The organism is Pantoea sp. AS-PWVM4 (assembly GCF_000468095.1).
Lineage (GTDB): Bacteria > Pseudomonadota > Gammaproteobacteria > Enterobacterales > Enterobacteriaceae > Pantoea > Pantoea phytobeneficialis.
The window spans coordinates 296,759-318,406 of record NZ_ASZC01000002.1 but is presented as its reverse complement, the minus strand read 5'-3'; the positions used below and the strand labels follow the sequence as shown (position 1 = coordinate 318,406).

The window sequence follows — 21,648 nt, the reverse complement described above, 5'->3', positions numbered from 1 at the left end:
TTAGCTATCGCGGTAAATGGCTACCTCAACTTCGCCGCCCACATAAGCGAATCCGCGGTACATTCCTTCACTGTTAAACGGCAGCGCCACATTGCCATCGCGGTCAACGGCAATCAGCCCACCGCTGCCATCCAGTTCCTGGACTTTATCGTGAATCACATTGGCGCTGGCCTGTTGCAGCGTGCGACCGGCATAACGCATTTGTGCCGCCACGTCGTAAGCGGCGAGAGTGCGGATAAACACCTCGCCAGTGCCGGTACAGGAAACCGCGACCGAATCGTTGTTGGCGTAGCACCCGGCACCGACCAACGGTGAATCGCCCACGCGTCCCGCCTGTTTGTTGGTCATACCGCCGGTTGAAGTGGCAGCGGCCAGATTGCCATGTAAATCCAGTGCCACTGCACCGACCGTACCAAATTTACGATCGGGATCGAGTGGGTCATCGCTGTGGCTTTGCGCCGCACCGTCATGATCCAGCACCGCCTGATCGCTGCCGAGCGCGCGTTGCAGCTGCTCCCAGCGTTCAGGGGTGGAGAAAAAGTCTGCCGCAACCATCTCCAGCCCCTGCTGGGTGGCAAAGGCTTCCGCACCGGCACCGATAAACAGCACATGCGGGCTGACCTCCAGCACTGCGCGCGCCGCCAGTACCGGGTTGCGGATATGGTTAACCCCGGCGACCGCGCCCACCTCCAGCGTGCGGCCATCCATAATGCTGGCATCCAGTTCATGCGTACCCTGATGGGTAAACACCGCCCCTTTACCGGCGTTAAACAACGGACACTCCTCCAGCAAGCGCACGGCCTCGGTCACCGCGTCCATCGCGCTGCCGCCATCGGCCAGAATTTGCTGACCAGCGGCGACAATCGCCGCCAGTTGCTGACGATAATATTGCTCTTTTTCGGCGCTCATCGCCGCGCGAGTGATGGCACCCGCGCCGCCGTGAATGGCGATAACTGCTTTAGTCATACCCGTTACCCTGTCAAGGAATCAGAACCAAAAACACTGATTTAGAATGGTTTTCATTATTTTTTGGCAACTTTCGAATATAGAAAGGCCATCCCGCCTTGTAAAGCAGAAACTGTGCTGCCGGGTCATAACCTTTTATTGTGGTTTATGCCTTTAAGTTTGACAAAAGCGTGAGCAGTGCCCGGTTTAGCAGGGGCGAAACACTATACTCACAGCAAAGATCATGCCGGAGCAAGCCATGAACAGTTATAACCATGCCCTGGTGCTGGTTCAGGGAAATCAGGATGGCGCATTGCTGTTGAACCACGCCGTGACGTTGGCTGAAGAACTGGCGATGACAGTCACCCTCGCCCATATCAGCGATGATTACCGGGAAATGAATTATGTGTCGGACAGCCTGATGAACGATGTGGTGTCGGAGGATGTAATTCGGGCGAAGGCGCTGATGAGCAAGCTCTCCGCCAGCGTAAGTCTGCCGGTTAAATGCCATGAGCTGGTTACGTTGCGCCGCTTTAAAGACGTCGAAAAATGCATTGCCGAAAAACATATCGATTTAGTGATTGTCGGACACCATAACCGCTTTATGGGTGTCCTCACCTCCAATTCCATGGAATACATCAACCGGTTAAACATTGATGTGCTGATAAAACATTTGCCGTAATAATGCGGCGGCAGGCATTTGCCTGCCATAATAGGCAGCATCTGACATAACCAGGCTGATATGGACATGGAACCTTTTACTGCGGGCTTAATCTCCCTCGAAGACGCCCAGCAAAAAATGCTGGCGCAACTCACCCCGATTACCGATTCATTACAGGTATCGTTATTCGAAGCCGCCGGGCGTATCACCGCCCAGCCGGTGTTATCACCGCTGGATGTCCCCCCCTTCGATAATGCCGCGATGGACGGTTATGCGGTACGCCTCGCCGATGTTGCACCGGATCGCGTGTTGCCTGTCGCGGGCAAAGCCTTTGCCGGTGGACCTTTCAACGGCGAATGGCCGCTGGGAACGGTTATCCGCATCATGACCGGCGCGCCGGTCCCCGCAGGCTGTGAAGCGGTGGTGATGCAGGAAGAAACCGAACAACGTGACGGTGGGATTGTCATCACCGCACCGGTCAACGCCGGGCAGCATATCCGCCGCAGTGGTGAAGATATTCAGGCGGGCAAACAGGTACTGGACGCCGGTGTGCGCCTCGGTGCCGCTGAGCTGCCGCTATTGGCCTCTTTGGGCATCGCCCAGGTCAGCGTGCTGCGTAAATTGCGGGTGGCGATTTTCTCCACCGGCGATGAATTACAGGCGGTGGGACAACCACTGGCAGCAGGACAGATCTACGATACCAATCGCTTCACCGTGTCGTTAATGCTAAACCGCCTTGGTTGCGAAGTGATCGACCTTGGCGTGATTGGCGACGACCCTGTGGCGTTGCGTCAGGCATTCAGTGAAGCAGATCGTCAGGCCGATGTGGTGATCAGCACGGGCGGTGTATCGGTCGGTGAAGCCGACTTTACCAAAGCCATGCTGGAGGAGCTGGGGGCCATCACCTTCTGGAAACTGGCGATCAAGCCCGGTAAACCTTTTGCCTTTGGTCGACTCGCCAACAGTTGGTTCTGCGGCCTGCCGGGCAACCCGGTATCGGCGGCAGTGACCTTCTATCAACTGGTTCAGCCGTTGCTCGGTACCCTCACCGGCCAGCAAGCGCCGTTGATACCGGCACGATTGCGCGCCAGAGCCACCCAGCGTCTGAAAAAATCACCGGGACGCCTCGATTTCCAACGCGGTATCTTCAGCCGTGGCGCAGACGGGATGCTGGAAGTTCGCAGCACCGGGCCGCAGGGTTCACATGTGTTCAGTTCCTTTGCGCTGGCAAACTGTTTTATCGTGCTGGAGCGTGAACGCGGTAACGTGGAAGCCGGTGAATGGGTCGACGTTGAACCCTTCAACAGCCTGCTGGAGGGATAAATGCACGCGGAGTTAAGCGATGAAGAGATGCTGCGCTACAACCGGCAAATCGTGTTGCGTGGCTTCGATTTTGACGGACAGGAAAAACTAAAAGCCGCGCGTGTTCTGGTCGTTGGGCTTGGCGGGCTGGGTTGTGCCGCCGCACCTTATCTGGCCGCAGCGGGCGTGGGGCAACTGACCTTGCTGGATTTCGATACCGTCGCGCTCAGTAACCTGCAACGACAAATCCTGCATCGTGACAGTACGATTGGTATGGCGAAAGTGGATTCTGCTGCACAGCAGCTGGCAGCGATCAATCCCCATTGCCAGTTAGAAACCCTCAATGCGCAGCTTGAGGATACGGCGCTGGGCACCCTGATTGCCCGTCATGATGCGGTACTGGATTGCACGGATAACGTCCAAACGCGTGAACAGATCAACCGCTGGTGCTGGCAACACAAGATACCGTTGATTTCTGCTGCCGCGATTCGCATGGAAGGCCAGCTCAGCGTATTTACCTGGCAGCCGGATACGCCCTGTTATCGTTGCATCAGCCGTTTGTTTGGCGAGCAGGCGCTGAGCTGCGTTGAAGCCGGTGTGATGGCTCCGTTAGTTGGGGTTATGGGGGCCATGCAGGCGATGGAAACCCTTAAAGTTTTGACGGCCTTTGGCACCCCAGCCAGCTCACGGTTGCTGATGTACGATGCCTTGAGCGCCGAGTTTCGCACGATGAAAGTGGCGCAGGATGCGCATTGTGAGGTGTGCGGGGGGAAATAAAAAACCGTACCAGCTCATTGCGGCGCGATAAATCGCGCCGCTACGCTGTTTTTACACAATCCCCTGGCTACGCAGATAATCTTCGTAGTTGCCGGTGAAGTCCACCACGCGATCGCCTTTGATTTCCAGCACACGGGTTGCCAGCGAGCTGACAAACTCACGGTCATGCGAGACGAAAATCAGCGTGCCTTCGTACATCTCCAGCGCCATGTTCAGCGATTCGATGGATTCCATATCGAGGTGGTTGGTCGGTTCGTCCATAATCAGGATGTTCGGTTTCTGCATCATCAGCTTACCAAACAACATACGGCCCTTCTCACCACCGGACAGAACTTTAGCTGGCTTCTTGATATCGTCCTGGCTGAACAGCAGACGACCAAGAATGCTACGCACTGCCTGCTCGTCGTCCCCTTCCTGTTTCCACTGGCTCATCCAGTCGAACACCGTCAGGTCGTCGGCAAAATCTGTCGCGTGATCCTGCGCGTAATAACCAATGCGCGCATTCTCGGACCATTTAACCGTACCATTTTCCGGTGTCAGCTCGCCTACCAGCGTTTTCAGCAAGGTGGTTTTACCAATACCGTTGGCACCCAACACCGCCATTTTTTCTCCGACTTCCAGCAGCAAGTTCAGATTTTTAAATAACGGGCCGTTATCGAAACCTTTGGTGATGGCTTCCACTTCCAGCGCATTGCGGAACAGTTTCTTATCCTGTTCAAAACGAATAAAGGGGTTCTGACGGCTGGAGGCTTTCACTTCATCCAGTTTGATTTTCTCAATCTGTTTAGCACGCGAGGTTGCCTGACGTGATTTTGAGGCGTTAGCGCTAAAACGGCTGACAAAAGATTGCAGGTCGGCAATTTGCGCTTTCTTTTTCGCATTATCTGCTAATAAACGCTCACGCGCCTGGGTGGCTGCGGTCATATATTCGTCATAGTTACCCGGATAAACGCGCAGCTCGCCGTAATCCAAATCCGCCATATGCGTGCAAACCATATTCAGGAAATGACGGTCATGCGAAATGATGATCATGGTGCTGTTACGTTCGTTCAGTACCTGCTCCAGCCAGCGAATGGTGTCAATATCCAGGTTGTTGGTCGGTTCATCGAGTAACAGAATATCCGGGTTGGCAAATAATGCCTGCGCCAGCAACACACGTAATTTCCAGCCGGGCGCAATTTCGCTCATCGGTCCGTAATGTTGTTCTACCGGGATACCTACACCCAGTAATAATTCCCCTGCGCGGGATTCAGCACTGTAACCATCCATTTCACCGTATTGCACTTCGAGGTCAGCAACTTTATAGCCTTCCTCTTCGCTCATTTCCGGCAAGGCATATATGCGGTCACGTTCCTGCTTGACGGCCCATAATTCATGGTGCCCCATAATCACGGTATCGAGCACGCTATATTGCTCAAACGCAAACTGGTCCTGACGCAACTTACCGATACGTTCATTCGGGTCGAGGGAAACATTTCCCGCGCTTGGCACCAGGTCACCGCCCAGTATTTTCATGAAGGTCGATTTACCGCTGCCGTTTGCACCGATTAAACCGTAACGATTACCGCCGCCAAATTTAACGGAGATATTCTCAAACAGCGGCTTACTGCCGAACTGCATGGTGATATTGCTGGAAACTAACACGGCATTGACCTTTGTTACGCAGTGGAGGAAAAAACAGCGGGCATTATGCCAGAAGCAGGCACTGGGATGCCACCATTGTGCGGGCCAGGTACAACAAGCCGTTGTTTATTACCCCATAAAAAAAGCCGAAGGTGATGTCACCTTCGGCTCCCGCTTACAAGGATTGTGCAGATTATTTGATCAGGAAGCTGTCGAGGCTTTTGCCAGCATCCAGTGCTTTTTTAATCGCAGCAGGAGTACGGCCCTGACCAGTCCATGACTTCTCTTCACCGTTTTCATCAGTGTAAGAATATTTTGCCGGACGCGGCGCACGCTTGGCGCGTTTTTTACCGGTTTCCAGCGCACCCAGTAATTCGTTCGGATCAATACCGTCAGCCAGCAACATTTCGCGGTATTTAGACAGCTTCTCTTCTTTTTCGCGATTCTGCGCTTCTTCCGCTTGTACTTCTTCACGACGCTCGGTGACGACCACGGTTAATTTTTCCAGAATCTCTTCCAGGTCAGTCAGTGGCAGATCGCGTGCCTGTGCACGTAATGTGCGAATGTTGTTCAGAACTTTAAAGAATACGTCACTCATCACAATGTCCTTGCTTAAGGGGGTTTAAATAAACTGTAGTGGCAAGATTACCCAATTCAAATAAAAAAATAAATTAATTTTACATCGCGGATAATTCTTAAGGGATAACGATAATGATCACGCAGTTGATTAAACCAGACGGACCGTTTTATTTACCCCAAATTAACACCGACAACTTGTACCCTCAGCGAAATCCTGCATCGATTTTCAGAGGATATTGTCTCTGCGGCAGAAGTGAGCACAAAGGTAAACAAAGATTAATGGACTGATGAAAACATGTTTTTAGCTATGCAATGCTTATTTATAGCATAACCAGGTTAAGTCACATTTTTACGCAAACAAACATAAAAAAGACCGGTATTTCACCGGCCTGTATCACATTTTCATCGGCATGTTCAGCGACTTTTCTTTATGGCTTTCGTCTTGCCGGTTGTTGTTGCTCATCATGACAAACAGCCGGACAAATAATGTTCTGGCCATTGGCGTGTAAAGTCAGAGAGGTCACGGAATTCACGCTCAGGAAAATAAAGAATACGCGGGAGTCAACATCGTGAGCCGCAACTGTACCCGCTGCGGCCCTGACAGATTATTTGACTTCAGTTGCCGGACCAAATACCGCGTAGTCAGGCAGATTGACCGTCTGATACGGTTCCCAGCCACCGCCGAGCGCTTTATACAACGCCACCAGGTCTAAAGCCGTTTGCATCCGCGCCTGAGTGGATTGCGCCTGCGCCTGCGCCAGCTGACGTTGTGCATCCAGCACGTCGAGGAAGGTGGAGATCCCCTGGCGATAGCTGTCAGTCGCGAGATCAAAAGCCCGTTGTAACGCCCCGGTGGTTTCATCCAGCGCCGTCACCTGCTGTTGGTCAGCGCGATAACTGACCAGCGCGTTTTCCACGTCCTGTAACGCCGTAAGCACCGTCTGACGATACTCAAGCGCCGCATTGGCCTGCTGCGCGCGCGCCAGTTTCACGCTGGACACCAGTTGCCCGCCCTGAAAGATCGGGATCGAGAGCGACGGGCCGATGCTATAAAAGTGGCTGCTCCAGTTGTCCAGATAGCTGGCGTCGGTGTTACGCACGCCAAGTTGCCCGGTCAGTGACAGGCTGGGGAACAGCTCTGCCACCGACACACCAATATTGGCGGTTTGCGCGTGCAGCGTGGCTTCCGCCTGACGAATGTCCGGTCGACGTCGTGCCAGCGTGGAAGGAATACCCACTGATACCAGTTTCGGTAACGCAGGCAGCGGTTTTACGCTCGCCAGTTCACTGTCCAGCGCGCCAGGGGTTTTCCCCAACAGCACCGCCAGCCCATTCATCGCCTGGCGCTCCTGCGCCTGGTATTGCGGCAACTGCGCGTTAAGGGATGACAACTGCGCACGGGCGTTCTCAACATCAGTCAGCGGTGCCATACCGTTGCGCTGTTGGCTCTGGGTCAATTCTGAGGTTTGTTGCGCGACGGTAATCTGCTCCTGCAAAGTTTGCAGCACCGCCTGCGCACCGCGCAGTTGCAGATACGCTCGCGCCACTTCAGCTTGCAGCGAAACCAGTGCATCGTTACGCTGCTCCATCGCCGCCTGCTGCTGCGCATTGGCCATCTCGATCTGACGCCGCACTTTGCCCCACAGATCCAGTTCCCAACTGGCATCGAAGCTTCCCTGATACAAATTCACCGAATGCGTCAAACCATTGAGCTGACCCGCCACATCACTATCGACCTGATTGTATACACCGTTCGATTCCAGCAACCCCTTCAACCCAAGCTGCTGACGGGTCATTTTGGCCGAACCGCTCAGCGTCGGAAACAGCCCGCCACTCGCCTGCGCCAGCTGCTCACGCGCCCCGGCAATGCGCAGCACCGCCTGTTGCAGCGTCAGGTTATCGGCTATCGCACGGGTGATCAGACTGTCGAGCAACGGATCGTTAAAACTTTTCCACCATAGCGGGTTGGTCGCTGCTGACAACGGTTTTGACGCTTCCTGAGAGGGGAGATCACGGTAGCTGGCAGGCGTTTGTGCATGGGGTGGCTGATAATCTGGCCCCACCGCACACCCGGCTAACAATAGCGCGAGCGAGATGACACTGAGTGACGGCGCGCTGCGCACGAACTTGTTCATTTTAATGTGCTCCTGCACTGCCTTCACTCTTAATCGGCGAAAGCAACCAGCAAAAAGGAATCAACAGTACTGCCACAATGCTCAGCCCCATAAAGACATCGATATAGGCAAGGATGCGTGACTGGGCGATCATCTCCTGGTAAAGCTGACCGCTGGCAATTTGCAGCGGATCGCCCACCGCCGTGGTGTAATCACGGATCGCCTGCACCCAGTGCTGCAACGTGAGGTTAAATGGCTCATTGAGCGGCGTCATGTTGTGCACCATATTGGCCGACTGCGTCTGCATTCGCTCGGTGATCGCCGCCGTTGACAGCGAGATACCGATTGATCCCGCCACGTTACGGAACATGGTAAATAACGCAGCTGCATCAGCGTTTAAGCGCTGCGGTACGGTGATAAACGCAATGGTGGTCAGCGGCACAAACAGGAAGCCAAGGCCAATCGACTGGGCACTGCGCATCAATACCAGGGTGGTGAAATCGACATTCGGCGTCAGGCGGGTGGAATAGCAGAACGCCAGCGCCAGGCAACTGAAACCAAAGGCGATGATGTAACGTGTCTGCACAATGGGCATCAGCTTCAGCACCAGCGGGATGGTCAGCACAATCAGCACCGCGCCGGGCGACAGCACCAGGCCAGACCAGGTGGCGGTATAACCCAGATCCTGCTGCGCCAACTGCGGCAACACCACCGAACTGCCGTACAGAATCATCGCCATACCCGCCATCAGCAACCCGGCGACCCAGAAGTTGCGGTCCTTCATCACCGTCAGATCCACCACCGGCTTACGCACGTAGAGCAGCCAGTAAACGGCACCGACAATCCCCACCACCGCCAACCCGGCAAACAGGCGAATAAAGTGGGAGGCGAACCAGTCGGCATCTTCACCACGGTCCAGCATCACCTGCAAACATCCCAGCCCAAGGGTGATCAGCCCGATACCGATGTAATCAATCTTCAGGCGGCCTTTTTCCCATTTGCTTTCCCACGGCGGATCTTCCAGCAACTGGTAAATTGCCAGCACCGTCAGAATCCCGACCGGGATGTTGATAAAGAATACCCAGCGCCAGCTGTAGTTGTCGGTGATCCAACCGCCCAACGTGGGACCAATCACCGGTGCCACAATAATCGCAATCGAGGAGAGGCCAAATGCCTTGCCGCGATCTTCCGGTTTGAAATAGTCGAGCAGCACCGATTGCTGCGTTGGTTGCAGACCACCGCCGAAAAATCCCTGCATCACGCGAAACAGAATGATTTGCCACAGCTCCGTCGCAATCCCGCACAGAAATGAACAGACGGTGAACATCACGATACAGATCAGGAAAAACTGTTTGCGACCAAACAGGCGGGTAAAGAAGGCCGAAATAGGCAGGACGATGCCGTTCGCCACCAGGTATGACGTCAGCACCCAGGTGGATTCGTCATAACTGGAGGAGAGCGATCCGGCGATATGTGGCAGCGCGACGTTCACGATGGTGGTGTCAAGGATCTCCATAAACACCGCCAACGTTACCGTGATCGCCACCAGCCAGGGATTGCTGGCGGGTTTCCAGCTCTGGCTCGCACTCATTCCACAGTCACCTTCGGTTCAACTGACAGTCCCAGCGGCAATGGATGGTTGGCATCAAGACCTTTATCGATGACAATTTTCACCGGCACACGCTGGACGATTTTCACATAGTTACCGGTGGCATTCTCTGCCGGGAAGGTGGAGAAGCGCGAACCAGTCCCCATCTGGATACTGTCCACATGCCCTTCCAGCTTGAGGCTCGGCCAGGCATCAACACTGATTTCCACTTTATCGCCCGGATTCATCCGCTCCAGTTGCGACTCTTTAAAGTTGGCGGTAATCCAGATATCGGGCGAAACCAGCGAGAACAACGCAGTTCCCGCCTGCACCAGTGAACCGATATGGACATTACGTTTGGTGACGAAACCCTCGTATGGCGCACGCACCTGGGTGTAAGACAGATTCAGTTCGGCGGTATTCAGTTGCGCCTGCGCCTGCTCAACCTGCTGTTGACGCGCTTCGACATTGGTTTCCTGGGCACGAAGCTGCAATTGCACCTGCGATGCCACCTCAACCTGCGCCTTCGCGCTAAGCAACTGTGCTTCGGCGGAGCGTAATTGCACCGTCGCGCTATCGATATTGCGCTGTGAGGTGGCGCGCGGATCGACCGCATGTTGCCGGCGATAATCGGCCTGAGCATTGAGCAAATTCGCCTGCGCTTTCGCTTGATCGGCTAATGCCTGGTCGCGCTGTGCCGGATATTGTACGCGGGACAACGCCAGTTGCGCCTGCGCCTGATGCAGCTGCGCTTGCGCCAGCCCGAGTTGGGCTTTCGCCTGATCGCGTTGTGCCACGTTATCACGCGGATCAATCTCAACCAGCAAATCGCCTTTCTTCACCCGCTGGTTATCTCGTACCAACAGATTCACCACATAACCTGCGGCTTTCGGTGCGATGGTGACGGCATTGCCTTCGGTAAAGGCATCATCGGTGGTTTCAATGTTGCGATTGCTAAACCAGAACCAGAAAATCACCAGCAGCATGATCACGGCAACAATTACCAGGATAACCAACGGCTTTTTACCTGGTCGTTTACGTTCCGGCTCATTATTATTTGATGAATTGACGTTCGATTCTTCTGGCTGATGTGGGTTTTGTGCCGCGTGTACAGGCGGCTGATTTTTGTTATCACTCATAAATTGTCATCTTAATCCTGGCCCCGATCCCCGGGCGTAAGCGGTCAAGTTAACCTTAGATAACAAATTGACAAATTCCAGTGTTTCTTTACAAAACAGTGAAAGCACGCATTTTCAGCTCGAAGGCGCGATAACATACTGAAAAGGCGGTGACTAACCGCCTCAGGTGAAGAGAATTCGCTGGTTTAGCGCAGCCATTGCAACAGCAGCCAGCCACTGAGCATCGACCACGCCAGCATCGGCAGTGAAAAGAGGTGGAAGCGCCACCAGACGCGGCGATCCTGTGCCATTCGCAACGCAATCAGGTTGGCCAGCGACCCCGGCAGCAAGCCAAATCCACCGATATTGACTGCCCAGGCCAGAACATCGGAGGGCGGCACCTTTTGCAACAACAGGATAGTTGAGGGCACATTACTGATGATTTGCGACAGACCAATCGCCAGCAGATACAACCCGCCCTCGCCTAACTGGCCAATGGCGGCGAAATGCGGCTGTAGCAGCGACAGATGCATCAGTAAAAAGACGTCGATAAACATCGCTACAAATACCAGCAGCAAACTCCAGTCGATGCTGATCAGTACCTGACGGGCCAGCAGTAAAAAACACCCCGCAACCAACAGCAGCGCCCACCCCGTTAGCTTCAGTTCCAGCGCCACCACAAACAGCAGGTACAACACCACGCTGAGGATAAACAGCGGCTTTTGCCACTGATGTTCCTGCCCGGCGTCATGTTTCTGGATGGCACGCGGCGAAAAACTCCACCAGGTCAACGCCATCAGTGTCAACATCAGCCAGGCCGCAATCGGCAGCATTTGCAGAATAAAGGCGGAGACGCTCAGCGAACCGTGGCTCCATAACAGGATATTTTGTGGGTTCCCCACTGGCGTAAGCAGCGATCCGGCATTGACCGCCAGCGCTTCGAAGATGATCAGGCGCGAAATCGGCAGGCGGGAAAACTTACGCAGCGTCAGGGTCAGCGGCACCAGAATAAACAGCGCAACATCATTGGTGAGGAAAGTAGAAAGCAGCGCAGCGGCACAGACCATAAACAACGCCAGCGCCCGTTCATGCTGAAATCGCTGGATTAGCCGCGCGCCCAGCACATCAAAATAGCCGCTGTTTTCCAGGCCTTTGGTCAACATCAACAACCCGGTGAGCGTCATGATGGTGTGCCAGTCCACGGCACCCGGCAACTGCTGCCAGCGGAAATCCGCAAATGGCAGCAATATCACACCCAACAGCAACAACAAATGCAAAATGCGATCACGCATGAAAGAACGAAGCACGATGGGCATGATGGCGAAAAGCCTTAACAGTTAGCGACTCTCATAAAACTTCTTAAACACGGCGAGGGTTTCATCACTGACGTGATGTTCAATACCTTCCGAATCACGACGCGCCGTTTCAGGGCTGATGCCCAGCGCCAGCAGAAAAGTTTCTACAATGTGATGGCGCGCACGGCTCTCTTCCGCCAGTTTCTCCCCTTCACGCGTCAGGAAGACCCCGCGATAGGGCACCTGCTCAACCAGTCCGGTGCTGCCGAGGCGCTTCAACATTTTCGCTACGGTCGGTTGCGAAACACCGAGCCGCGCAGCCATATCTACCTGGCGCGCCTCACCAAATTCACGAATCAAATCAGAGATTAACTCAACGTAGTCATCAATTAATTCACGACGATGTGCTTCGCGCACCTGGCGAAATCCTTCGACATGCTCCTCTATATCTTTAAGCGGCCCCTGCGGCGGGGTAATGGCGCTCTTGGCACGACGACTCATTCAGCTTCCTCTTTATTATTTGCCATACCAGAACTGCGGTACGGGCTAGCTGCGCTCATTGTAAACCAGGCACAAATAAGCACAAAATTTTCCTAAATAGCCTTGGCTAAAGGGTATAGCCGGTGCTATATTCGCTGATAATGTAAGCAGCAATGCTCACAAAGGAGGCAAACCATGCATGACCCTTATTTGCTGTTGCTCCTTTTCCTGTTGTTTATCGCAGGTCTGTGCTTACTGTTACGTCGTCAATAATCGGGAGGTGAATATGACCACCATGAAAAGCTGCCTTGACTGTGGCAAATGCTTCCAGGCGGAAAAAAGCGCGCCAGCTTTCGAGCTGAAATCGCTGCTGTGCCTGTTGAGCCGCTCACCGTTCGCGCTGCGTCTGATGTTGATCGAAAAGCTCACCGGCAAAAAACTTGCCGAGCGTCCCTGCCCGAATCTGATCTGGCGCGGCTAAGCGCATCCCCTGACTAATTTTGAATGCGGCGCGATTGATCGCGCTGCTTTTGTTTGTCTGCGAAAAAGACATAAAAAAACGGCCCCATCGGGGCCGTTTCGTTTGCAACTCTGGTCTAAGCAAAAACTTAGAAGCTGTAGCCTACGCCAGCAATCCAGGTGCCTACGTCGACGCTGCGGATGCGGCTCTGCTCGTAGCCCACGTCCAGTGCAACGTTCTGAATCGGGTTGAACTGCAAACCTGCACCGTAAGAGAAACCTACGTCGCTGGTGTCAGATTTCTGACGGTCAGCACCGTTAGACTGGTATTTACCGTAGCCCAGACCTACAACACCGTAGATGCTTGCCCAGTCGTTCAGACGGTAAGCCGGACCACCAGTGATGCCGTAGTACTGGCCTTTGTTGTACACGCCAGCGTCAGTGCGATCTTTCTCGGTGTAGGTGAAAGAACCGATCCAACCCAGCGGGTTAGTACCGTCTTCGTAACGGTATTTCAGGTTGAAACCGTTAGCTTTGTTGGCAACACCCTGGTAATCGCTCTGAGCGTAACCACCGGTAACGGTGCTCTGCGCCATGGCAGAACCTGCTGCGACTGCCAGTACACAAGCCAGTGCTGAAAGACATGCAATTTTTTTCATAACCACCTCAAATGTGATAAAACTTCTCTCCTGACAACGCCTAAAAATATAACAAAAAATAGCGCGAAACTCTGCCGTTAATTTGTTGTCTAACAGATTGTTTGGTGTAACAGAAAGTTAATGAAGTTTCCCATGTCATTCATTTTTCTTATAAAAAGCGTCATCAAACTGCAATGAACTTTCTTCCCGCCATTTACACCTTTAAGTAAATTCCTAATCCTGGCTGACATTTCTTTACGGAAATGGACCTGAAATTGGCTGTTTTTTCAACTGCCGTTGCGATTATTTTTGCCGAAAGTGCGCCTCCTTATTTGCGCGCAATTCCTTTACACTGCTGGCTGTTACTTTGATGTTAATAACAACAGGGATTGATTCCAGCATGTCTGCACCTCTGACTGCCAAAAAACTGACGCCGGTGGTTTTCCCGATCGCCGTGCTGCTGATTGCCATGCTGTCGCTACAAGGCGGCGCATCGTTGGCGAAATCGTTGTTCCCCACCGTCGGTGCGCCTGGCATCACCGCCCTGCGTCTTGGGCTGGGTACCCTTATCCTCTGCGCCATCTTTAAACCCTGGCGTCTGCGTTTTACCCGTGAACAACGTATGCCACTGCTGATGTATGGTCTGGCGCTCGGTTGCATGAATTATTCCTTCTATCTCTCCATCCGTACCGTGCCGCTGGGTGTCGCGGTTGGACTGGAGTTTACCGGGCCGCTGACGCTGGCGTTGCTGGGTTCCCGACGTCCACTGGATTTTCTCTGGGTGCTGCTGGCAGTAATCGGTTTATGGTTTCTGCTGCCGATTGGTGAAGGAATGAGCCATATCGACCCGCTGGGTGCATTGCTGGCCGTCACGGCTGGTGCCTGCTGGGCGATCTACATTCTGGCGGGCCAGCGCGCGGGGGCTGAACACGGCCCGGCGACGGTAGCGATGGGTTCCTTAATCGCCTCGGTTATTTTTGTCCCTCTCGGTCTGACCTTTGCGCATAGCGGTATCTGGCACTGGGAAATTTTGCCGCTGGCCCTGCTGATTGCCTTACTCTCCAGCGCCATTCCTTATTCGCTGGAGATGATGGCGCTCACCCGCTTACCCGCGCGCATCTTTGGCACGTTGATGAGCCTGGAACCCGCCATGGCCGCGCTCTCCGGCATGTTATTCCTTGGTGAATTACTGACGTTAAAACAATGGCTTGCCCTGCTGGCGATCATTATCGCCTCAGCCGGTTCCACGCTAACGATGAAACCGAAAAGCCCACAAATTAACGAAGTAGATTTAAATCCCCCACAATAAATATCGATATATTCAGCCAGTCAGAGAACTGGCTGAATATATAAACCATTCTCATTATCAATTTTTATTTCTTGCCGCCCTGTTTTGTTATTATTTTGCAACATTCATGAAAGACAATTAACAGATATATTTTATCTGCATGATAAAACTAGTTTTTGTAATTAACTTACCCTCACAGCATTTAATCTCCCAGCGATGATCAATGGGTGTTTACCTATTCCTGATATTGACTGAATCAATCCTGCAAGCCAGGGAAGTGCTGCTATACTTATCCCCGTGCTTGATTAGGACAACCCATCAACAAGAGGAATTTAATGATGAGTACCGCAAAACTGGTTAAAACAAAATCTTCCGATCTGATTTACACCCGTAACGACGTGGCTGATAGCGAGAAGAAAGCCACCATTGAGGTGCTCAACCGTCTGGTAGTGGAGTTTATTGACCTGTCGCTGATCACCAAACAGGCGCACTGGAACATGCGCGGCGCGAACTTTATTGCGGTGCATGAAATGCTGGACGGCTTCCGTACCGCGATTACCGATCATCAGGACACCATTGCTGAACGTGTGGTACAGCTGGGCGGCGTTGCGCTGGGCACCACTCAGGTGGTCAACGATAAAACGCCACTGAAAAGCTACCCGCTAAATATCCACAGCGTGCAGGATCATCTGAAAGCGCTGGCCGACCGTTATGCCATCGTGGCAAACGATGTCCGTAAAGCCATCAGTGAAGTGAGCGATGAAGATAGCGCGGATATTTTCACCGCCGCATCACGCGATCTCGATAAGTTCTTGTGGTTTATCGAATCTAATATCGAATAATCAGTAAATTCTTAATCAGGCGGGTTTAACCCGCCTTTTTTATGCCTGTGTAACATCCTGGTGCTTTTTTTGACACCGTTAACAATTTCTTCATCCCTGCTTTTCCTGCCCTGCGCTCTGGGGCACACTGTGCCCTGCACCACAAAGGCACCGCGCACCATTTTGGTGCTTCATAATGGTGCATTTCGTTTTCTGTAAGCAAAATCGTGTCAGCAACGTTATGCAACCTGCTGATTTCGCGACAAATGAAAAGTTGGCATAGTTTTTTCATATGATCAGCCGCAAATCAGGCCAGCAGGTCTGGAAGGTAATAAGGAAAAATGATGAAGTCACTGATTAAAGTCTCCGTGGCAGCCCTGGCGCTGGCCTTCTCTCTTTCATCCACCGCAGCAGATAAAAAACTGGTTGTCGCCACTGACACCGCTTTCGTTCCGTTCGAATTTAAGCAGGGTGACCAATATGTCGGTTTTGATATCGACCTGTGGGCCGCTATCGCTAAAGAACTGAAACTGGACTACACCCTGAAGCCAATGGATTTCAGCGGCATCATCCCGGCACTGCAAACCCGCAACGTCGATGTGGCGCTGGCAGGTATCACCATTACCGATGAACGTAAAAAAGCCATCGATTTCTCTGACGGCTACTACAAAAGCGGTCTGCTGGTGATGGTGCGTAGCAACGAAAACAACATCAAAAGCATCGATGATCTGAACGGCAAAGTGGTGGCAGTGAAAAGCGGCACCGGTTCTGTTGATTACGCCAAAGCGCACATCAAATCGAAAGATCTGCGTCAGTTCCCGAACATCGACAACGCATACATGGAGTTAGGCACCAACCGTGCTGACGCCGTGCTGCACGATACCCCGAACATCCTGTACTTCATCCACACCGCGGGCAAAGGTCGCTTCAAAGCGGTTGGTGAGTCAATCTCAGCTCAGCAGTACGGTATCGCGTTCCCGAAAGGCAGCGACGACCTGCGTGAAAAAGTGAACGGCGCGCTGAAAACCCTGCGTGACAACGGCACTTACAACACCATCTATAAAAAATGGTTCGGCAGCGAGCCTAAATAATTCGCATCTTGTTCTATTTTTATCTTTGCAGCAGGGCTGATTCAGCCCTGCTTTTTCCATCGCAACAAATTCTGGAGTTCCACCATGGAGTTTGACTGGAGCGTCATTTGGCCTGCCCTGCCGATTTTGCTGGAAGGCGCCAAAATGACCCTGATTATTTCGGTCCTCGGCCTGGTCGGCGGTTTGATTATCGGCCTGGTGGCCGGTTTCGCCCGCGCTTACGGCGGCTGGATCGCTAACAACATCGCACTGGTTTTCATTGAATTGATTCGCGGCACGCCAATTGTGGTGCAGGTGATGTTTATTTACTTCGCCCTGCCGATGGCCTTCCCGGACCTGCGGATTGATCCGTTCACCGCTGCGGTGGTGACCATTATGATCAACTCGGGTGCCTACATCGCGGAAATCACGCGCGGTGCGGTGCTGTCAATCAACAAAGGCTTCCGTGAAGCCGGTCTGGCATTGGGTCTGTCTCGTCGCGAAACGCTGCGTTACGTGATCATGCCGCTGGCGCTGCGTCGTATGCTGCCGCCGCTGGGTAACCAGTGGATTGTCAGCATCAAGGACACCTCGCTGTTTATCGTGATTGGTGTGGCAGAACTGACCCGCCAGGGCCAGGAAATCATCGCCGGTAACTTCCGCGCGCTGGAGATCTGGAGCGCCGTTGCCATCATCTATCTGGTTATTACGCTGGTGTTGAGCTTTGTGCTGCGCCGTATTGAGAAAAGGGTGAAAATCCTGTGATTGAATTTAAAAACGTCTCTAAAAACTTCGGCCAGACCCAGGTTCTGCACGACATCAACCTGAAAATTAATCAGGGTGAAGTGGTGGTGATTATCGGCCCATCCGGTTCCGGTAAATCAACGCTGCTGCGCTGCATTAACAAGCTGGAAGAGATCACCACCGGCGATCTGATTGTCGATGGCATGAAGGTGAACGACCCGAAAGTCGACGAACGCCTGATCCGTCAGGAAGCAGGCATGGTGTTTCAGCAGTTCCATCTGTTTCCGCAGATGAGCGCCCTGGATAACGTGGCCTTCGGTCCGATCCGCGTGCGCGGTGCGAAGAAAGAAGATGCGCAGAAGCTGGCGCGTGAGCTGCTGGGTAAAGTGGGCCTTGCCGAACGCGCGCACCATTTCCCGTCTGAACTTTCCGGTGGTCAGCAACAACGCGTCGCCATTGCGCGCGCACTGGCGGTAAAGCCGAAAATGATGTTGTTCGATGAGCCAACCTCTGCCCTCGACCCTGAACTGCGCCATGAAGTGCTGAAAGTGATGCAGGACCTGGCCGAAGAAGGCATGACGATGGTCATCGTGACGCACGAAGTGGGTTTCGCACAGAAAGTCGCCTCGCGCCTGATCTTTATCGATAAAGGCACCATCGCCGAAGATGGCGACCCGGACGCGTTGATCACCAACCCGCCGAGCGATCGTCTGCGCGAGTTTTTGCAGCACGTATCTTAATCCGCTGTTGTGCCGTAACGGTGCGGTTTATCGCGCGCCGTTACGGCATCCCCCTTTCGGACTCATCTCCCTCCCCCACTGTCTATACTTTCCCCTTGTGCGAAGCTGAAGGAGAAAGCCATGTCGTTTGCCCGCCCACAATGGCGTCGTGCCATCTGTTGGAGCCTCAGTCTGATCTGCCTGCTGCTGATCCCGACCACACAGGCGGTCACGCTGCCACAGGCGGCAGTTGCCGCACAGCAATCCTCTCCCCCCGCCAGCAGTGACAGCACCCCAACCCTGGAAGAGAAAAAAGCCGCCTATGCTGCACTGGCTAACATACTGGAAAATAACGACTCACGTCAGGAGTTGATTGATCAGTTACGCCAGGCCGCCAGTACCCCTTCCACCAGCGCAGCACCGGTACTCGAACCGCCAAAAGCGACTGATGAAGATCCTACCGTGCTGGAGAGCGTCACCAGCGTGACCCGAGAATATGGTGGCGAGGTGGCGTCACAATTTGCCCAGTTGCATAACAACATCGCCAATGCCCCGCACAAACCTTTCAACCAGCAAACCTTCTTTAATGCCCTGAAGCATTTTGTAGTGCTGGCAGTGGCGGTGTTTGCCTTTTACTGGCTGGTACGCCGCCTGATGTCACCGTTTTGGCATCGCATGGGACAATGGGGCCGTGACAAAAACCGCGAGCACAACAACTGGCTGCATCTGCCCGCGACCATCACGCTGGCGTTTATTATCGATTTGCTGCTGCTGGCGTTAACGCTGTTTATTGGCCAGATCATCAGCGATAACTACCACGGTGATAACCGCACCATTGCTTACCAACAGGGATTGTTTCTCAATGCCTTTGCGTTAATTGAGTTCTTCAAGGCGGTGCTGCGCTTAATCTTTTGCCCCAACTACCCAACGTTACGTTTTTTCCATTTGCCAGACGATCGCGCTCGTTACTGGAATACCCGTCTGAGCTGGTTAAGTGGCATCATCGGCTACGGTTTGCTGGTGGTGGTACCTGTCGTGTCTAATCAGGTGAATATGCAGGTCGCGGCACTGGTTAATGTCCTGGTGATGGGCATTATGACCGTCTGGGCGCTGTGGCTGATTTTTCGCAACAAACGTCGCATCCACGATGCCCTCGCGCGCCTTGCCGATCGCAGCCTGAGTTTTTTTGCGCTGTTTATCCGCGCCTACGCTATGGTATGGCACTGGCTGGCAAGCGCTTACTTTATCGCCCTGTTTCTGCTTTCCATTTTTAATCCCGGTGACAGCCTGAAGTTTATGATGTCAGCCACGGTGCGCAGCCTGGCGATTATTGGTATCGCCGCGCTGATTTCCGGCATGTTAACGCGCTGGATTGGTAAAACGCTCACGCTCTCCCCTGAGTTGCGCCGTAACTACCCGGAGTTACAAAAGCGCGTCAACGACTGGGTAAAAGCGCTGCTCAAACTGGCGCGGGTGATCACCGTGCTGGCGACCCTGTTGTTGTTGCTGAATGCGTGGAACCTGTTTGACCTCTGGCACTGGCTGACCTTTGGCACCGGACAGAAGATGGTCGACGTGCTGATCCGCATCGTGATGATTGTGTTGCTGTCGGCGATTGGCTGGACGCTGCTGGCGAGCCTGATTGAGAGCCGTCTGGCATCGGATTCCCACGGTCGTCCAATGCCAAGCGCCCGTACCCGCACGCTGCTGACGCTATTCCGCAACGCGCTGGCAGTGGTGATCAGCACCATCACCATTATGATTTTGTTGTCTGAAGTTGGGGTGAATATCGCCCCATTGCTGGCGGGCGCAGGCGCGCTGGGGCTGGCGGTATCCTTTGGTTCGCAAACGCTGGTGAAAGACATCATCACCGGCGTGTTTATCCAGTTTGAGAACGGGATGAATACCGGCGACCTGGTGACTATCGGCACCATCACCGGCACGGTGGAAAGGATGTCGATTCGCTCCGTCGGAGTACGCCAGGATACCGGTGCGTTAAATATTATTCCCTGGTCCTCGATCACCACCTTCGCCAACTTTGTGCGCGGCATCGGCTCGTTCGTCGCCAACTATGATGTTGACCGCAGCGAAGACACGGAGAAAGTGAATGCCACCTTGCAAGCGGCGGTGCAAGAATTGCTGGAAAATCCGGAGATTCGCGGCATGGTGATTGGGGAACCCAGCTTTGCCGGACTGGTCGGGCTGACCAACCAATCCTTCACCGTGCGTGTCTCCTTCACCACCCAACCGCTGAAGCAGTGGTCGGTGCGGTTTGCGCTGGATGATAAGGTGAAAAAACACTTCGATGCTGCGGGCATCAAAGCGCCGCATCAGACGGTGGAGGTGATGCAAACCGGCAGCGATGTCGCATCCGCCGCCAGTTTTCAGGCGTTGCCGCCGGGCGCGTGAATTTAGCGCTTCAGTCGCTGAGCGCGCGAGGCTGGCGGCAGGAAGGTCCAGGCGATAAACCGGCTCTGCTTCTGTCCCTGCGCCATCTCGATAATGCGTACCTCGTACACATCAAGATCGCGCAGTTGGTCGCGCAGCGCGGGCAAATTCTCCTTGCGTGACACCAGCGAAGTGAACCACACAATACGGTCAGCAAAAGCAACGCTTTCGGCAATCATCTGACCGACAAACTTGCGCTCGCCGCCGTCGCACCACAACTCGTTATGCTGACCACCAAAGTTGAGCGGCGTGCTTTTCTTCAAGCCAAGGTTACGCACTTTACGCTGGCTGCCCGCCGCAGCGTCTTCTGCCGAAGCATGGAACGGCGGATTACACAGGACCGCCTGATAGCGTTCATTTTTGTGCACCACCCCGGCGAAAATCGCCTCGGGTTGCTTCTGACGGCGCAGGCGAATGCCACGCTGTAACCCCGGATTGCTGGCAACAATCTGGTTGGCGGCGGTGATCGCTTCTGCCGTGATATCGGTGCCGGTAAAGCGCCAGCCGTACTCGGCATGACCAATCAACGGATAGATGCAGTTGGCACCGCAACCAATATCCATCACGTCCACATCGCGCGGGATCACCCCGCCGTTATCAGTCGCCAGCAAATCGGCCAGCGCATGAATATAATCTGCCCGGCCCGGTACCGGCGGTGTCAGATAGCCTTCCGCCAACTGCCAGTTAAGGTTATAAAACAGCTTCAGCAGCGCCTGATTAAGTAACATCACCGCTTGCGGATCGGCAAAATCCACCGACAGCTCGCCGTAGCCGTTCGGGCGCACCTTGTCTGCCAGTGGCGGATGCGCCGCCGTTAACGCAGCAAAATCATAACGGCCCTGATGGCGATTGCGCGGATGGAAGGGCGAAGTGGCGGCTGGTTTGTTCATAGGTTCTCCGATCGATAACGCGGCGTAAGATACTCCGTGTTGGGAAAAAAAGAAAATCTCTGCCCATTTGCGTTACGCTGTTAAATTCC

At 53.8% G+C, this 21,648-nt stretch carries 20 protein-coding genes; 10 read left to right on the top strand and 10 right to left on the bottom strand.

All coding sequences use genetic code 11. The features are described 5' to 3' along the window. Positions 1–966, bottom strand: a complete 966-nt coding sequence (locus tag L579_RS01645) for an isoaspartyl peptidase/L-asparaginase family protein (RefSeq protein WP_021182547.1) — start codon at positions 964–966, stop codon at positions 1–3. 238 nt (positions 967–1,204) lie between these two features. On the opposite strand from L579_RS01645, the gene L579_RS01640 reads away from it, so the two are divergent. The 3 genes from L579_RS01640 (at position 1,205) to moeB (ending at position 3,685) form a co-directional block, all read left to right on the top strand. Continuing rightward, on the top strand, positions 1,205–1,627 hold the full coding sequence (locus L579_RS01640; RefSeq protein WP_021182546.1) for a universal stress protein: 423 nt from the start codon (positions 1,205–1,207) through the stop codon (positions 1,625–1,627). A 66-nt stretch (positions 1,628–1,693) separates the two neighbouring features. Further along, entirely contained in the window at positions 1,694–2,929 is a 1,236-nt protein-coding gene (moeA, locus tag L579_RS01635) for a molybdopterin molybdotransferase MoeA (RefSeq protein ID WP_021182545.1), read from the top strand. Continuing rightward, on the top strand, positions 2,930–3,685 hold the full coding sequence (moeB, locus tag L579_RS01630) for a molybdopterin-synthase adenylyltransferase MoeB (RefSeq protein ID WP_021182544.1): 756 nt from the start codon (positions 2,930–2,932) through the stop codon (positions 3,683–3,685). It abuts the gene before it with no gap. Positions 3,686–3,736: 51 nt separating this feature from the next. Here moeB and L579_RS01625 read toward each other — a convergent pair whose 3' ends face one another. The 7 genes from L579_RS01625 to mntR form a co-directional block, all read right to left on the bottom strand. After that, a complete protein-coding gene (locus L579_RS01625; protein WP_021182543.1) occupies positions 3,737–5,329 on the bottom strand; it encodes an ABC-F family ATPase in 1,593 nt (530 codons plus the stop codon). A 172-nt stretch (positions 5,330–5,501) separates the two neighbouring features. After that, positions 5,502–5,906 (bottom strand): H-NS family histone-like protein, encoded by a 405-nt coding sequence (locus tag L579_RS01620; RefSeq protein WP_021182542.1) that lies wholly within the window; start codon positions 5,904–5,906, stop codon positions 5,502–5,504. A gap of 586 nt (positions 5,907–6,492) precedes the next feature. Beyond that, entirely contained in the window at positions 6,493–8,022 is a 1,530-nt protein-coding gene (locus L579_RS01615; protein WP_021182541.1) for an efflux transporter outer membrane subunit, read from the bottom strand. Between the two features lies 1 nt (position 8,023). Beyond that, the gene (locus L579_RS01610) at positions 8,024–9,592 is read right to left on the bottom strand and encodes a DHA2 family efflux MFS transporter permease subunit (protein ID WP_021182540.1); all 1,569 of its coding nucleotides are present in this window, start codon (positions 9,590–9,592) and stop codon (positions 8,024–8,026) included. After that, positions 9,589–10,728 carry an HlyD family secretion protein gene (locus tag L579_RS01605; protein ID WP_021182539.1) on the bottom strand — a complete coding sequence of 380 codons (1,140 nt, stop codon included), beginning with the start codon at positions 10,726–10,728 and terminating at the stop codon, positions 9,589–9,591. Before L579_RS01605 ends, L579_RS01610 begins: the two co-directional genes overlap by 4 nt. A 185-nt stretch (positions 10,729–10,913) precedes the next feature. Continuing rightward, complete coding sequence (locus tag L579_RS01600) at positions 10,914–12,023, bottom strand: SLC13 family permease (RefSeq protein ID WP_021182538.1); 1,110 nt, start codon at positions 12,021–12,023, stop codon at positions 10,914–10,916. A gap of 21 nt (positions 12,024–12,044) precedes the next feature. Continuing rightward, the gene (gene mntR, locus L579_RS01595; protein WP_013508441.1) at positions 12,045–12,503 is read right to left on the bottom strand and encodes a manganese-binding transcriptional regulator MntR; all 459 of its coding nucleotides are present in this window, start codon (positions 12,501–12,503) and stop codon (positions 12,045–12,047) included. Positions 12,504–12,768: 265 nt separating this feature from the next. Between mntR and L579_RS01590 the strand changes: the two genes are divergently transcribed. Beyond that, a complete protein-coding gene (locus tag L579_RS01590) occupies positions 12,769–12,963 on the top strand; it encodes a hypothetical protein (protein ID WP_021182537.1) in 195 nt (64 codons plus the stop codon). A 127-nt stretch (positions 12,964–13,090) separates the two neighbouring features. Here L579_RS01590 and ompX read toward each other — a convergent pair whose 3' ends face one another. Further along, positions 13,091–13,600, bottom strand: coding sequence for an outer membrane protein OmpX (gene ompX, locus L579_RS01585; RefSeq protein WP_021182536.1), 510 nt, complete (start codon positions 13,598–13,600; stop codon positions 13,091–13,093). A 379-nt stretch (positions 13,601–13,979) separates the two neighbouring features. Between ompX and rhtA the strand changes: the two genes are divergently transcribed. The 6 genes from rhtA (at position 13,980) to ybiO (ending at position 20,630) form a co-directional block, all read left to right on the top strand. Then, entirely contained in the window at positions 13,980–14,888 is a 909-nt protein-coding gene (rhtA, locus tag L579_RS01580) for a threonine/homoserine exporter RhtA (RefSeq protein WP_021182535.1), read from the top strand. A gap of 317 nt (positions 14,889–15,205) precedes the next feature. Continuing rightward, entirely contained in the window at positions 15,206–15,709 is a 504-nt protein-coding gene (gene dps, locus L579_RS01575) for a DNA starvation/stationary phase protection protein Dps (protein WP_036624544.1), read from the top strand. A gap of 323 nt (positions 15,710–16,032) precedes the next feature. Further along, positions 16,033–16,779, top strand: coding sequence for a glutamine ABC transporter substrate-binding protein GlnH (glnH, locus tag L579_RS01570; RefSeq protein WP_013508436.1), 747 nt, complete (start codon positions 16,033–16,035; stop codon positions 16,777–16,779). A gap of 84 nt (positions 16,780–16,863) precedes the next feature. Beyond that, positions 16,864–17,523, top strand: coding sequence for a glutamine ABC transporter permease GlnP (glnP, locus tag L579_RS01565; RefSeq protein ID WP_013508435.1), 660 nt, complete (start codon positions 16,864–16,866; stop codon positions 17,521–17,523). Continuing rightward, complete coding sequence (gene glnQ / locus L579_RS01560; RefSeq protein ID WP_013508434.1) at positions 17,520–18,242, top strand: glutamine ABC transporter ATP-binding protein GlnQ; 723 nt, start codon at positions 17,520–17,522, stop codon at positions 18,240–18,242. The genes glnP and glnQ overlap by 4 nt, the downstream gene beginning before the upstream one ends. A 120-nt stretch (positions 18,243–18,362) precedes the next feature. Then, positions 18,363–20,630, top strand: a complete 2,268-nt coding sequence (ybiO, locus tag L579_RS01555; protein WP_021182533.1) for a mechanosensitive channel protein — start codon at positions 18,363–18,365, stop codon at positions 20,628–20,630. Positions 20,631–20,632: 2 nt separating this feature from the next. Here ybiO and rlmF read toward each other — a convergent pair whose 3' ends face one another. Further along, on the bottom strand, positions 20,633–21,559 hold the full coding sequence (rlmF, locus tag L579_RS01550; protein WP_021182532.1) for a 23S rRNA (adenine(1618)-N(6))-methyltransferase RlmF: 927 nt from the start codon (positions 21,557–21,559) through the stop codon (positions 20,633–20,635). Positions 21,560–21,648 lie beyond the last annotated feature (89 nt).

What these genes read in the sequence shown, in the direction of transcription:
- L579_RS01645 (WP_021182547.1), bottom strand. Translation starts at nt 966, where the DNA reads ATGACTAAAGCAGTTATCGCCATTCACGGCGGCGCGGGTGCCATCACT.
- L579_RS01640 (WP_021182546.1), top strand. Translation starts at nt 1,205, where the DNA reads ATGAACAGTTATAACCATGCCCTGGTGCTGGTTCAGGGAAATCAGGAT.
- moeA (WP_021182545.1), top strand. Translation starts at nt 1,694, where the DNA reads ATGGAACCTTTTACTGCGGGCTTAATCTCCCTCGAAGACGCCCAGCAA.
- moeB (WP_021182544.1), top strand. Translation starts at nt 2,930, where the DNA reads ATGCACGCGGAGTTAAGCGATGAAGAGATGCTGCGCTACAACCGGCAA.
- L579_RS01620 (WP_021182542.1), bottom strand. Translation starts at nt 5,906, where the DNA reads ATGAGTGACGTATTCTTTAAAGTTCTGAACAACATTCGCACATTACGT.
- L579_RS01615 (WP_021182541.1), bottom strand. Translation starts at nt 8,022, where the DNA reads ATGAACAAGTTCGTGCGCAGCGCGCCGTCACTCAGTGTCATCTCGCTC.
- L579_RS01610 (WP_021182540.1), bottom strand. Translation starts at nt 9,592, where the DNA reads ATGAGTGCGAGCCAGAGCTGGAAACCCGCCAGCAATCCCTGGCTGGTG.
- L579_RS01605 (WP_021182539.1), bottom strand. Translation starts at nt 10,728, where the DNA reads ATGAGTGATAACAAAAATCAGCCGCCTGTACACGCGGCACAAAACCCA.
- L579_RS01600 (WP_021182538.1), bottom strand. Translation starts at nt 12,023, where the DNA reads ATGCCCATCGTGCTTCGTTCTTTCATGCGTGATCGCATTTTGCATTTG.
- mntR (WP_013508441.1), bottom strand. Translation starts at nt 12,503, where the DNA reads ATGAGTCGTCGTGCCAAGAGCGCCATTACCCCGCCGCAGGGGCCGCTT.
- L579_RS01590 (WP_021182537.1), top strand. Translation starts at nt 12,769, where the DNA reads ATGACCACCATGAAAAGCTGCCTTGACTGTGGCAAATGCTTCCAGGCG.
- ompX (WP_021182536.1), bottom strand. Translation starts at nt 13,600, where the DNA reads ATGAAAAAAATTGCATGTCTTTCAGCACTGGCTTGTGTACTGGCAGTC.
- rhtA (WP_021182535.1), top strand. Translation starts at nt 13,980, where the DNA reads ATGTCTGCACCTCTGACTGCCAAAAAACTGACGCCGGTGGTTTTCCCG.
- dps (WP_036624544.1), top strand. Translation starts at nt 15,206, where the DNA reads ATGAGTACCGCAAAACTGGTTAAAACAAAATCTTCCGATCTGATTTAC.
- glnH (WP_013508436.1), top strand. Translation starts at nt 16,033, where the DNA reads ATGAAGTCACTGATTAAAGTCTCCGTGGCAGCCCTGGCGCTGGCCTTC.
- glnP (WP_013508435.1), top strand. Translation starts at nt 16,864, where the DNA reads ATGGAGTTTGACTGGAGCGTCATTTGGCCTGCCCTGCCGATTTTGCTG.
- ybiO (WP_021182533.1), top strand. Translation starts at nt 18,363, where the DNA reads ATGTCGTTTGCCCGCCCACAATGGCGTCGTGCCATCTGTTGGAGCCTC.
- rlmF (WP_021182532.1), bottom strand. Translation starts at nt 21,559, where the DNA reads ATGAACAAACCAGCCGCCACTTCGCCCTTCCATCCGCGCAATCGCCAT.